Genomic DNA, 13,800 nt, shown 5'->3' with positions numbered 1-13,800 from the left:
CCTATACTGTTATAGCATAACATCAAATAAAAAGTCTGTCTCACAAGGAAAACCTTGTGGACAGACTTTTTAGTGTATATCTGAAATGGAGAGGTTGTTTTTCCCCGACTCTTTTGATTTATATAATGCTTGGTCAGCTAAATCCATTAGCTCATCCAATGTTCGAGCATGGTCTGGGTAATAGGCAATGCCAATTGAAGCAGTTGGTGTAAAAAGATGGTCCTCTATCATCCAGCCTTCTGCTAATTCATCACGAATCCGTCGAATAATATGCATAATTTGATGATGTCTTTTTTCCTGATCTCTTGTTAAGCCAGTTAAGATGACAATAAATTCATCGCCACCTATTCGAATAACTAGATCATGGCTTCGAACTGTTTTGTTCAAGGAACTGCCAAATCGCTGAATAAACGCATCGCCCGTCTCATGGCCAAAACGATCATTTACTTCTTTAAAATCATCACCATCTATATAGAGCATCGCCACACAGGTTTGATTTTCATTTGCTTCTGCTAGGATTTTAGGAAACTCCTTTTGTAAAAAGCGCCGATTTGGTAGCTGTGTTAAGGCGTCATGATAGGCTAGATACAGCAAATCATTTTCTCTTTCTTTGCGATGCGTAATTTCACGAGACACCATCATAATTTGCGAAACCTTTTCACGTTCAGGATCATGCACAACTGTGACATTTCCTTCTGTCCATATCGGTGTTCCATCTTTCGCCTTCAGTAAAAGCTCAAACTGTGAATCTGTTTGCCCTGTATAATTATTCAAGAATGTTTGCCATTCGCCTTTACTTTCTCGATCAATAATGTCACTGTAAAACTGTCCTTGTAGCTCTACATTTTCATAACCTAAATAAATACCATAGGACGGGGAAGCATAAATAATGATGCCATCCTCATTTGTAATCACAATTAAGTCATTTGTATTTTCCGTGATGAGCCGGAAAGTACGTTCAATATTTTTTAATTCTGTGAACATTCTTTTCTTATCTGTAATATCATAGTTAATGGTTAAAATTTGTTCGATTTGACCAAACTCATCTTTTAATGGAACGATGGTAGCTTCTACCCAGTAATCGGCATGATATTTCGTTCGATAGCAAAGCTCTCCACGCCACATCCCCATCGTATCCAGCTTATCTTCAATTATCTGTAAAAGATTTTGCCCACGGAATCGAGGTTCGATTAATGCGTAGGGCTGACCGATTAACTCCTCTGCCGTGTAGCCAGAAGCCTGTAAAAACATATCACTCACTTCAGTAATATTCCCCTTATTATCTAATACGGCAATGGCCGTAGCTGAGTTTAATGCCGATTTAAATACCTCTAGCCCGTGAGACTTCGAACGTAATTCTGCTTTTTGTATAGTAAATTGTGTAAAATCCTGCATGATTAGAAATATGGCAAAGGAATTATCATCCTGCATCACTGGTGATAGTGACAGCAAATACATGCGTTCCTGCTGGTCCATTGTATGCAATTTAATGAACTTCTCGCCAACGTTTTCCCCTCTTGCAGCCTTTTGCAAACAAATTTTAAGTTGTTCAACTTCTTCTTTTGGAATAATTGGTAAATCCACAAACATTTTTTGTTTGACGGTTTCATTATCTAATTGAAAATCATCCATAAAGCTTGAGTTCACTTCGTATATTATGCCCTCAGCCGATAAAATGACCGTAGAAAAAAAGGCATGGTCAAACATGGACCGCATAAATAAAAATTTATCTTCAATACTACGGTCATAGAGTATTTCCTTCGTAATGGCTAATATATAGTCTTCATTCTTATATTTCAACGGTCTGACGGATGTTTCATATTTACGAACCTCCGACTGAACATATGCATAATCTACATAGTCAACCTGTTTATGTTCTATAATTGCCTCATCATAATTTTTCTGAATGATCGAAAAATTACGCTTTGAGGTAACGGTCGAAATCATTTTGCCAATCGCCTCATTCGATAACAGATCTTGAGCTGCTTGATTTAAGCGAATATATTGATAATCGTCCCCTACTTTTTTCACGAGAAAAACAAAATCCTTGCCAATAAATAATGAGTTAAAGAAATCTTCGCTTAAAATATACTCCATGCTGTCACCTCCAGAAAAGCCCTTGCCATCATGATAGAAATGTTCATATGTATGTTTCGTGAGATTAAAAATAATACTACTATTATAACATAAAAATAAAAAATTACCTTTCTAGAATCATAAAATTTATATCCTTTTAAGGATAATATTTGATATATTACCTATTATAACAAGTAACCAATACTACTAAAGATGTAGATAAATGATTAATATTAGATAAAATTGATAGGATAGGCTTAATGTTATAAAACAACAATATTATCGATCATCTCGTTTCATTTATCAGAATTTACTGACTATTAAACTCAAATTTTGTTTTTTTACGAGCAAAATAATTGCATCAAGCAGATTATATGTTATATTATATTTAAAAAACTAGCCTTTTTTCGGTATGGTCGAAATCAGTAAGACAGCGGGAGATTATGGAATATCATAGTTATAACGTCTAGTTCTTTGGGTTTTAATTCCAGTACGAATTTTAGTTTTCTTCTTTATGCTTCAACGGAATTGTTTTAACTACCCTAGTAAAGGAGGCGTTTCGTATGCTTAAACATCGAGACCTGCATGAATGTACAGAGCTTTATGAGCTATTATCACACCCTTCTGTATTCCCTTTTGTCCGTCAAAAAGCCACATCCGCTGATGAATATTGGTTTATGACAAAACAACTGATTGAAGAGGAAGCGAGAGGACTCGCTATCTCGAGGACCATAACTGATGATTGGGGTCAACCAATCGGCACCATTAGTATTCACGATGTGGAGGACGGTGCAGGCTTTCTAGGAACGTGGATTGGACTCCCTTACCAAGGTAAAGGTTATAATCAAAAAGCAAAAATGTTATTTTTGAACGAGTTATTTTTTGACTATAATTTTCATACGGTCTTTCTCCGTATACGTGTTGAAAATTTAAAATCACAGCGTGCTGCTTTAAAGCTTCCTTATGTGGTGAGCGCCAATGAAAGTCATCCCACATTATTAACGCAGGTTAATAGCGGTGAGGCACAATTTAATTTATTTAAAATTCCAAAAGATTTATTCTACCTAACAACGGCACATCAATTGCAAGAGGGCGAAGAGCAAGCAATGTAGTGTGCGATATATATAAAAGAGAAGCTATAAGGTTTTGTCATTTCGACCTACCTCACAGCTTCTTTTCTTTTTTCAAATAATACTTATTTCTTGTAACGTAAAATTAATGACGCCATTTCATCTGGTGTTTTTGGCTTTTGCGTTTTTGCCATTGTCTCCACCATTTCCACTTTACGCTCTGTTAGTGTATAAACAGACTTCATAAAAGATTCCTTCGTCAACTCGTCTTCCTGTAACACTTCTGCGTAACCTTGTTTTTTAAACAGGTTGGCATTTAAAATTTGATCCCCACGGCTTTTTTGCGCTGAGAGAGGTACTAATAGCATCGGCTTGTGAAGCGCTAAAAATTCAAAAATGGAGTTAGAGCCTGCTCGTGACACAATAAAATCTGCAGCATGCAATAAATCAGGTAACTCTGTTGTCACATACTCAAATTGCTTGTAGCCTGGCATTGCCTCCAGTGCTTCATCATAATTCCCCTTCCCACATAAATGAATGATGTGAAATTGCTTGAGGAGCTCTGGTAAGTTTTTACGTAGTGCCTCATTTAAGACAACAGAGCCTAAACTCCCTCCCATAACAAGTAAAACAGGCTTTAAAGTAGAAAAGCCGCAGAAAGCTAGCCCCCTTGCTCTTTCTCCCTCAAATAACTCAGGACGAATAATGGAGCCTGTGCAAGTAGCCTTCTCTTGAGGTAAATGCTTCAGAGTTTCTTCAAAAATTGTGAATACATGCGAAGCAAAAGGTAAGGCTATTTTATTAGCAAGACCAGGTGTTACATCAGATTCATGGATGACGACTGGCACACCTGCTAATTTCGCTGCCATCACAACGGGTACAGAGACAAACCCTCCCTTTGAAAAGACAACCTGTGGCTTCACTTTTTTAATAATACGAAAAGCCTGCATCATTCCAGCAAGCACTTTAAATGGATCTGTAAAATTTTTCATGGAGAAATAACGACGCAATTTACCACTCGCAATGCCATAAAACGGAACATCGGGGAACGCCTCGCCAATTAATTCTTTTTCAATACCTTGCTCTGAGCCAATATAGTGGACATCATAACCAAGTTCTAGTAAAGACGGGAGTATCGCCTGATTTAACGATACATGGCCAGCTGTCCCACCACCGGTTAAAATGATTGTTTGTTGTTTCACACAAATTCTCCTATTCCTTAAAAACCATTGTAGTTAGCACTACTTTTTGTTTACAGTGTTCTATTTTACTATATGCTGACGAAAAGATATAGATGAAGCATGAAAATTTCAGCTTTTCTCTCTTTACATATGCTATACTTGTTCATTATGTTCATGAAGGAAGTAGAAAATATGTATCAAACATCCACAATTAAGGAAAAATACGTGCTACTCTTAAAAATGATTGTCCCTATTTTAGTGACACAGGTAGCTATTTATCTTATTTCATTTTTTGATATTTTAATGTCCAGTCGTTACGGGACGGTTGATTTAGCAGGTGTTTCGATTGGTTCCTCTATCTGGATGCCGATCTATACTGGACTTTCAGGTATACTCCTAGCTATTACCCCAATTGTCTCACAGCTTGTGGGAGCGAAAAAAGAGATGGATGCAAAAAAGGCAGTCCAGCAAGGCATTTATGTCGCGATATTGCTGGCGGTCCTTATTTTTACAGGACTCTTCTTTGGCATTGATTGGATACTTAGTAAGATGAACTTAGAATCTGCTGTACATAGCATTGCAAAAGGCTACATCTATGCGATGTGTGCTGGTCTTTTACCACTTTTCTTATTTTTTGTGATGCGTTGCTTTATTGACGCCCTTGGTCAGACACGGGTCACGATGATCATTACCTTAATGACAACACCCATTAATATCGTGCTGAACTATATCTTTATTTTCGGCAAATTTGGTGCTCCTGAGCTTGGCGGCATCGGAGCTGGTGTAGCGACAGCAATAACGTACTGGCTAATATTCATGATTACAGTATGGATCATCGCTAAACGAGTACCGTTCGAACGATTCCGTCTGTTTCATGATTGGCCTAAGCTTGAATGGCTTCGATGGAAGGAAATTTTATTGATTGGGGTACCGATCGGTATTTCCCTATTTGCAGAAACGAGTATTTTTTCTGCTGTGACCATGATGATGAGTAATTTTAGCACAGAAATCATCGCAGCCCATCAGATTGCCATCAATTTCACTTCTCTGTTATACATGGTTCCACTCAGTATTTCTATGGGTGTCACAATATTAGTAGGTTTTGAGATTGGCGCAGGACGCATGCGAGATGCTCGTATGTATAGTTATCTATGTGTCGGTACAGCCATTTTATTTAGCTTTATATCAGCTTGCATCTTATTTATTTTACGTGAACCTGTAGCGCATATGTATACGACAGATCAGATGGTTCTTGAGTATGCCGTACAATTTTTAGTCTATGCAGCCATTTTCCAGCTATCTGATGCGATACAAGCACCAGTGCAAGGCGCATTGAGAGGCTATAAAGATGTCATGATCACATTTATCATGGCCATTATTTCTTATTGGGTGATTGGCTTGCCAGTTGGGTATACCCTTGCCACACATACGGATTTCGGTCCATTTGGCTATTGGATTGGCCTTGTGGCAGGTTTAACAATGGGGGCCGTTACTCTATTAATCCGTCTGCTGATTGTTCAAAAAAGAGTAACTGTTTAATAAAAAATCGCCTTTTCTCCAAACTTGAGAAAGGCGATTTTTAACGTAAAACACCTGTACGAATGATTTTCACTTGAACAGACGGCACTAGCTGTAAGGATGCATAGATAGTATGCCAATCCTTCTGAAACATCTTGGGGTGATAGGCACGAATATATCGACCAATCCCCAACGTATCCGATTGCTGTCCTTGAAGAATCCGCAAAACCTCCTCAAACTCTGCCTGCATTTGATTTTGAATCAGCTGCTGAACCTCCTTGAAAATGGGGTCTTTATATAAATGGTCATGTGCAAATTCCTCAATTTCTACCTCGATGAGATAATCCATGTCTATTCTTTTTAATTCCTCATTCACCGTCCATTGACGCTTGATATGAATGACCTCTGCTGTGATTGGCATCGCTTTTCCATCATGCTTCCACATATAGCTCATCCGTGCTTGTTTGCTAGGTTGATTCATTAAGAGAAGCATCGTGAGAGATTGTTTTGGTGTTAATACTGTACCCGTAAACCTTTGACCTGAAAACAAAGTGACGCCTGCCGCAACAGCATGCTTTTTATCCTCACTTAACTGAATATACGGTAGTGCTATATCAATTGTCTGTTCAAATAGCATGGAGCCAACCGTCTGTAAATCTAATCTCGGAAAAATTGTATTTTCCTCTGTACTTTCCATAAAACGTTCATAATAGTCTCCTGAACCCCCTGCCAAATCCTTTGTGAGCTCTATAAACGGCTTGACATCCCCTTCTGTTACAGCAATTTTTATCGATATCGGGTTTTGGGGATTACGAAAATAAATATCCAAAATATCATAAAGAGGCTCTCTTACCGTTTGGTCCGATACAAGGATGGTCGATAACTCAGATAAATCAAGTGTTTGTTCTACTTTTAAATTGGCTTGATTCCGTACATCTCTTGGTGAAATGCCGTCCGCTTCAATCACTTCATTTTGCTGAGCTGCTGTATTCGGATAGGCATAATATCCCTTGTATGCCCCTATATATCCGTCCACCCCAACGAGCGTCACAACGGAAGCGTTTTTATAAAGTCGTTCATCCCAACAGCCAGCTAAAAGTAACATAGACAAGAGGAGCATAATCCCTTTACGATACACGTTTTCCCCTCCATTTATTCCAACAAATGATCATCATTGGTAGTAGAATCGTAAACACAATGAGTACGTAGTGTATAGAATTTTTGATAAACTCAATGCGCTGAAATTGCATGACAAATAGCGGCAGGATGGCTAAGAGAAGATGAAAAAAAACAATACTTCGTTTCGGATGCTTCCGTTTTTTTGACAAATAAAGCACACGAAGGGACAAACCGTAGATCATGACCGTAACAATGGACCAAGAAAGCCAAATATAGATGAAAAAAATATCCAGCCGTTTTACAAAATTCACTTCCTGTGATTTTAAAATATACATAATAGGCTCTGGTATTAGTTGAACCTCCTCCAAAGCAAAGAACATTTGTGTAAAGACAACCGAAATAAAATAAAAGAAAAAAATGACGAGTTGATAAATCAATAAGGGCTTTCCCTTCACCTGTAAATCCTGTTTGAGAAATGGACGATAAAGGAGGTACATTTCAATCCCAAAAAAGGCATACATGCTATGAATCATGCCCGCCATGATTTGCTTAGTATGGTTCCATTCAACGGGGAAAAGATTACTCCACGTTAGATCCGGAACTGCCAGCATTAAAAAAATGACAAAGAGGAAAATGATCGGGATTAGCATGACACCAATGTTGATGACCGTTTCTGGTCTGACGAGGTTGGCATACAAGGATAATCCTACAATCAGCATGACAACAAGCCATTCAGGTGTTTGGGGCAAGACCCATGAGGCCAGAACATACCCCATATAGGCAATTAATACAGCTGTTATTAATAACCAATAGATAAGATAGACCCAGCGAAAGAACCCATTTAAAAAGAAAAATTGATAATAGCGTTCAAAAAATAACAGCAAGCCGTAATGGAAAAGGCTAGCAAGGATGAAGACAAACCATGCACTATGCTGGCTGTATATGATTAACGGTGTTTGAAACGAAATGTAGACAACACCTGTCTGAATGATAAAGAGTAGTAAAAAAAATTGTGCCTTTGATAGAGAAAAATTCATGGTGTATCCTCATTTTTTCCCTTTTCATCCTTCGGTGGTTGAAAGGAAGTAACTTGGATTGTCGGTCTAATAAATGGCCAGCGTAAAAAAATTTTATAAACAGCTTTCGGTTGAAAAGGTACAATAGGTGAAAAATACGGCTGTTTCAATGACGTTAAACTAATTAAATGAATTAATAGGATGACAACCCCTACCACAATGCCTAAAAATCCAAATAATGAGGCAAGTAGCATAAACGGAAAACGGAGCATGCGAATCGTGCTATTCAATTCAACGGACGGGACGACATAGCTTGAAATGGCCGTTAAGGCAACAACAATGACCATTAAGTTTGACACGAGTCCCGCACTTACAATGGCATCACCGATCACTAATCCTCCTACGATCCCAATCGTTTGCCCTACTGATTGTGGCAAGCGAATACTTGATTCTCGTATGAGCTCCATAATAATCTCAAGTATCAGTGCTTCAATTAGCGGTCGATAAGGGATATCATTAACATCATTTTTCACTTGATTACTTAATTCTAACGGTAATACCTCAAAGTGAAAGCTAATCACAGCAATATAAAATGCTGGTAAAAAAACCGCCGTTACAAACGACAGTAAACGCACTATTTTATAAAAAGAGCCAACCACTACCCGACTATTATAGTCATCAGGTGTTTGATAGAAAGAGAAAAATGTTACAGGGCCAATCAAGGCAGACGGCGAAATATTGGTCATGACCACAACTTTACCCTCCACTAAGTGGGCTACCACACGATCTGGATGCTCTGTATTTAACAATTGTGGAAATGGCGATAACACGGAATCCTCTAATGCATCACTTAACTGGCCAATACTATAAAAATAGTCGATTTTAATGTCCGCAATCCGCTTTTCCATCTCTTGTAAGGTTTCAGGCTGTATAACCCCATCCATATAGAGATAATAAGCTTTAGTGTTCGTTTGTTGTCCAATTGTAAAAGATTTGACCACAAGAGCGGGATTATTCACTCGCTTTCGTATCAATGTTAAATTGGTATCCGCCCGCTCCACAAGACCTTCATGGGAGCCTCGCAGAATATGTTCATTGTTTGGCTCCTCAAGATTACGACGAACTTCATTGGTAATCGCTAACGTCAGCATTTTTCCCGTATCAGGCAAAATCACGAGCGTTTCACCTTGGCAAACCCGTTCAATCGCTTGCGGTAGCGCAAAATTATCGAGTGTTGTAAGTAGGGTTTCACTCCAAAAAGGTTTTTCTGTATCTAAACGTGCATAAATGGTATCCAGTATTTTTTGGACTTCCTTCGCATCAACAAGAGAAGCGTAAAAGCATAAAATAGCCGTGTCCCCTTCATGCCAATCTATTTGTCTGACGGTCAAATCCGAGGAATGGTAGAATGCTTTTTGTAGGCTTTTCATCATATACTCCACTTTATCCATAAAACGCCTCCTCTACTGGAGAGTATAAGCATCTTTCGAGTATTTCAAACGCTTAGATCGTGTGATTCCACACCATGAAAAAAAGATGCCCACTAGAACATTTGGGCATCTTCATGATTCGCTATTTTTTAAAATAAGCTTCAATATCCTCATACATAAAGGGCGTTCCCTCTATTTTTTCATGGTGATTATGCAAGGCCGTCATTCGATTGATAATCGGTGCTAATTTTCCTTCATCCTCCTGCGTTAGATTGAAGGCGACACCATAAGAATAGATTTGGTATTTTTCTTCTAAGGTCCATCTAAATGTGCCCTCTAGGTTAAATGATTGATTCATCAAAATAAAGCTAAATTTAAATTTCATCGTTTGATTAACTGGTAGCTTCAAAGAAGAGCGTATCTTCATGCCGCCTAAGCTAATATTTTCGATGATGATAGGGGTATGTCCAATATTTAGCTTTTGTTCATTCATTTCAATAATCGTCATGAAGCCCTTCACATAGGCAGGGAATTGAAAGCGGTAATATTTGCGCCGTTCCACCACAGGCTTTTTATGAACACTAGCTTTTTGTGGTGTTAAAATGCCTTGTGCCAGCATTTTTTCAAAGGCTTTCGCTGGAACAGCCTTCGTATAAATGCTACCTTGCAGATAATCACATGCTTGCTGCTTTAAAAAGATAAATTGCTCGTAACTTTCAACTCCTTTTGCCACTACCTGAATACCAAGCATTTTGGCTAAATAAATCGTTGTTGAAATGAGTCCATTTTCAATCGGACGATCATGACGAATTTCACGAATAAACGCTTCATAGATATGGAGTGTCGTTGGCTTGAATGTTCGCAAGGATTCTAAGGATGAGTAGCCTGTTCCAAAATCACCAATAGCAATTTTGACACCAACTTCTTGTAATTCTTTGAGAACAGTCATCACACTTGTACTATTTTTTAAGATGGTACTTTCACTTATCTCGAACTGTAAATAATGCGCGTCAATCGAATTTCCCTGTAATTGCTCTTGGACAAACTGAATAAAGCCCTTTTTCATCAGACGGATTGGCGATATCTTAATACTAATTGTTCGCAGCACATGCCCTTGCTGCTTCCAGTGCTGTAACAACGCACATGCTTTTTTAATCACCCAATCTGTAATGATATGAATCATATGGTTTTCTTCCGCTAATGGAATAAATTCACCAGGTGACACAAGGCCCCATTCTTTATGATGCCAACGAATTAATGCTTCTGCGCCGTTGATAATTCCCTTTTGCGGCTCCACCAATGGTTGGAAATATAATTCGAATTCCTCATTTAACATGGCTTGTCGCATATCTCGGTCTAACACGTACTGCTTATAGGAAGTAATATCCTCCGTAAAGGCATAAATATGAAAACGATTCCTTCCCTGCTGTTGCGCGTAGCATAAAGCTGAATAGGCATTTTCTAATAAAATGTTTCTCGTTAGGCCCTCCTCTGGATAAAAAGCAATGCCAATGCTAGCAGATAGGTGCAAGCGATAGTCTTTTATAGAAAAAGGTGTATCAAAGGTTTTCAGTATACGGCTAGCCAGCGCGGAAATATGCTGCTTGCTCCCATATTTTTTAATGACAATGATAAAATGCTGATTGTCTAGGCGTGCCATGTAACTGCGATCATCTGTTAGTGTGGAAAAGTAGTTGGTCACCGTGCGCAGAAGCTCATCACTGATTTTCGTACCTAGCGAATTATTTATGATATGAAAGCGGTTAATCGAAATATATAATAGCGCGAAGGGTTCGCCAGCTAAGCATAATGTATCGACTTTATCATGTAAGCTCAATCGATTTGGTAAACCTGTTAATTCATCATAGTACACTAAATAATTCAGCTTCTTTTCTCGTTCGATTTCCTTTGTAATATCAGTTACTAAGCCAAAAATATGGTTGACCTCTCCCTCCTGATCTAGTCTCGGCACAATTTGCTCCAGCAACCACTTTGTCTGATTCTCCCCTGTTAGGATACGATAAATCACTTGATAGCTTTTGCCTGAAGCGAGATGATCTGTATACGCTAATACTTCCTCACGATGTGCAGGATGAATCATATTAATCCATACTTCTGAGTCTTCGTAAAGCTTAGCTAATGGAATACCTAGAATTCCCTCCAGTCCTTTAGAGGCAAACAGCATATTACCACGAATGGAATCCCGCATCCAAATCCCTGCATCTAAATTGTCAAAGATAGAATGATAGTTGGCTAACGTATCATTTAGCGTTTTCTCAAGTAGTTTGAAAGCCGTTTCGTCTTTGACAACCCCAATCATCTTAAAGGGCTTGTCATCCTTCCAAATGACTTCGGCGGCAGCTTGTAAAAAACGCAGTTCATTGGTTTTGCCGTGATAAATTCGGAAGTCACTGTCAAAATTAGTCCCTTTTCGCGCATGATTAAATGCATCATATGTCCTTTCATAATCATCTGGATGAATGAACTGGAAAACGTGATCAATCCCATCGTTATCTGAACGCGTAAAGCCAAAAATATGATAAAAGTTATCTGAGCAATAAAGTTTGTCATGCTGAATAAAGTACTCCCAGCTCCCAACTGCCGCAATATGCTGGGCGTAATTTAAATGCTTCTCATGGAGCATTAACTGATGCTTCATGGCTGAATATGTGGACATATCTTCAATGATTAAATAAAGCCCCTCCGAATAATTGTCGTCATTTTTGATCGGTATAAACGTCAGCACTAGGCTTAGGTTTTGTCCTTGATGCTGTAGTCGTTCAATATCAATTTTGACCGACTTTCCTCGCAATGTTCGATTGAATGCTCTTTTTAATCGTTTATAATCTGCATCAGTCAGAATTTTCTTAAAATCCTTCGCATGGCTAGGTCGATATTGTAATAGTTCAAAGAGTGCTTCTTGATTGACATAAATAATTTCGCCATCTGCCGAAAACACAATCATCATATCGGGGTGATACTTGGCAAAGGACATGGCATATGAAAATAAACGATGGTCTTGAGCTGTTGCCAGCGCAAACGTATGCGGTCTTTCTTCTTTTGTAAAAAACTGCTTTAATAGATTCGGCTTTTTCATCCATCTCACCTCTCCCTACTTTTTACCCACTACTTATTTATCAATTCCCCCAAAATACAGTTTAAAAACTACTATTTATAAAAGAGAAAGAAAAGTTTCATCGACCGTGTTTCGCTGGAGAAGCGCTCTTTTTTATTAAGTGATGCCCCTATCCAAAGAAATAGTTCATATGTTTTTCTTAAGGTACTACGATTAATTCCATATCCAATAGCCAGCGATCAATGGCTTGCTTTGGATAATAGACTTTGTCCCCTACCTTTACATGAGGGATTTCGCTTATGTAACTATTTGATCCATCTGGCACTTCTGTTAATTTTAGCACTTCCATTACACTGATTCCTAAATAATTAGCTGCCTCTTGTTGTGACAATAGCTGATGTTGCACGGATTCCTTTGGCTGCTCTTTTAAACTAGTGGCGATGAGCCAGCTTCCTATTAAAAACTCACGGCTAATGAGAAAATCGCCATTGCTATGCTATATTGTTTCAATTCTATCCTCCCTTTCTCATCAAATTTTACCATTAATTCAATAAAAAAAGATGCTCTATAAGCCTTTATAGACTTATAGAGCATCTTTCTATTAATAAATGATTATTTTTGGATAAATTGTTGTGTCCAGTAGTTACCTGATTTCACATAACCTACACCGATGTGTGTAAATTTACCGTTTAAAATGTTCGCACGGTGTCCTGGTGAGTCCATCCACGCTTGTACTACTTCTTGTGGTGAACGTTGACCTTGAGCAATGTTTTCACCTGCAGCTTTATAAGCGATACCTAAAGCTTTCATACGATCAAATGGTGAACCAAATGTTGGGCTCGTATGTGAGAAATATTTATTTGTTTGCATATCTTGTGATTTTTCACGAGCTGCAGCCATTAATTTCGCATCTGTTTGAAGTGGTGATAAACCAGCTTTTGTACGCTCAGCGTTTGTTAATTTTACTACTTCTTGTTCAAATGCGTCCACATCTGAAGTTGTTGTTGATGGTGTTGAAGTAGTTGGTGGTGTTGCTGGCTTTTCATTTTGTGATGATTGATTATTATTTGGCTTTGTTGGTGTTGTATTATTTGTTGTTGGCGTCTCATTAGATGGTGTAGATGCCTGTGGAAGTTTAATCGACCACTTATGATTATTGTTTGACCATTTATAATAATAAACATTACAGTTTGTTGATTGCTGTACGGAATTCCCCTCTGTTGTATTTGCAGCAGCAGAAGCTATTTGAATTGGAGCTGCTAAAAGAAATGTTGCACAAATTGCAGTTAGTGTTTTTTTCATGTTTGCAATTCC

Annotated in this window: 10 protein-coding genes; 2 read left to right on the top strand and 8 right to left on the bottom strand. The window is 38.3% G+C overall.

Features of this window, described 5'->3' with window-relative positions:
- Nucleotides 1-69: 69 nt before the first annotated feature.
- Nucleotides 70-2,097: a diguanylate cyclase gene (locus MHB39_RS11355; protein WP_342546805.1), complete on the bottom strand. Its 2,028-nt coding sequence runs from the start codon at nt 2,095-2,097 to the stop codon at nt 70-72.
- Between the two features lie 542 nt (nt 2,098-2,639).
- On the opposite strand from MHB39_RS11355, the gene MHB39_RS11350 reads away from it, so the two are divergent.
- Nucleotides 2,640-3,188, top strand: a complete 549-nt coding sequence (locus tag MHB39_RS11350) for a GNAT family protein (protein WP_036078985.1) — start codon at nt 2,640-2,642, stop codon at nt 3,186-3,188.
- Between the two features lie 83 nt (nt 3,189-3,271).
- On the opposite strand, the gene MHB39_RS11345 is transcribed toward MHB39_RS11350, so the two are convergent.
- Nucleotides 3,272-4,348 (bottom strand): undecaprenyldiphospho-muramoylpentapeptide beta-N-acetylglucosaminyltransferase, encoded by a 1,077-nt coding sequence (locus MHB39_RS11345; RefSeq protein WP_258858972.1) that lies wholly within the window; start codon nt 4,346-4,348, stop codon nt 3,272-3,274.
- Nucleotides 4,349-4,519: 171 nt separating this feature from the next.
- On the opposite strand from MHB39_RS11345, the gene MHB39_RS11340 reads away from it, so the two are divergent.
- Nucleotides 4,520-5,866 (top strand): MATE family efflux transporter, encoded by a 1,347-nt coding sequence (locus MHB39_RS11340; protein WP_342546801.1) that lies wholly within the window; start codon nt 4,520-4,522, stop codon nt 5,864-5,866.
- Between the two features lie 40 nt (nt 5,867-5,906).
- Here MHB39_RS11340 and MHB39_RS11335 read toward each other — a convergent pair whose 3' ends face one another.
- The 6 genes from MHB39_RS11335 to MHB39_RS11310 all read right to left on the bottom strand — a co-directional run bounded on the left by MHB39_RS11335 (nt 5,907) and on the right by MHB39_RS11310 (nt 13,788).
- On the bottom strand, nt 5,907-6,983 hold the full coding sequence (locus MHB39_RS11335) for a Ger(x)C family spore germination protein (RefSeq protein WP_342546799.1): 1,077 nt from the start codon (nt 6,981-6,983) through the stop codon (nt 5,907-5,909).
- On the bottom strand, nt 6,973-8,001 hold the full coding sequence (locus MHB39_RS11330; RefSeq protein WP_342546797.1) for a GerAB/ArcD/ProY family transporter: 1,029 nt from the start codon (nt 7,999-8,001) through the stop codon (nt 6,973-6,975). Before MHB39_RS11330 ends, MHB39_RS11335 begins: the two co-directional genes overlap by 11 nt.
- Nucleotides 7,998-9,431, bottom strand: a complete 1,434-nt coding sequence (locus MHB39_RS11325; protein WP_342546796.1) for a spore germination protein — start codon at nt 9,429-9,431, stop codon at nt 7,998-8,000. Before MHB39_RS11325 ends, MHB39_RS11330 begins: the two co-directional genes overlap by 4 nt.
- Before the next feature lie 121 nt (nt 9,432-9,552).
- On the bottom strand, nt 9,553-12,507 hold the full coding sequence (locus MHB39_RS11320; RefSeq protein ID WP_342546793.1) for an EAL domain-containing protein: 2,955 nt from the start codon (nt 12,505-12,507) through the stop codon (nt 9,553-9,555).
- A 178-nt stretch (nt 12,508-12,685) separates the two neighbouring features.
- Nucleotides 12,686-12,892 (bottom strand): helix-turn-helix domain-containing protein, encoded by a 207-nt coding sequence (locus MHB39_RS11315; RefSeq protein WP_342546792.1) that lies wholly within the window; start codon nt 12,890-12,892, stop codon nt 12,686-12,688.
- Between the two features lie 206 nt (nt 12,893-13,098).
- The gene (locus MHB39_RS11310; protein WP_257961011.1) at nt 13,099-13,788 is read right to left on the bottom strand and encodes a CAP domain-containing protein; all 690 of its coding nucleotides are present in this window, start codon (nt 13,786-13,788) and stop codon (nt 13,099-13,101) included.
- Between the last annotated feature and the right edge of the window lie 12 nt (nt 13,789-13,800).

The organism is Lysinibacillus sp. FSL K6-4013 (assembly GCF_038630435.1).
Classification (GTDB): domain Bacteria; phylum Bacillota; class Bacilli; order Bacillales_A; family Planococcaceae; genus Lysinibacillus; species Lysinibacillus boronitolerans.
Note: the sequence above shows the minus strand (reverse complement) of the source record. Positions and strands in the feature narration are given on the sequence as shown.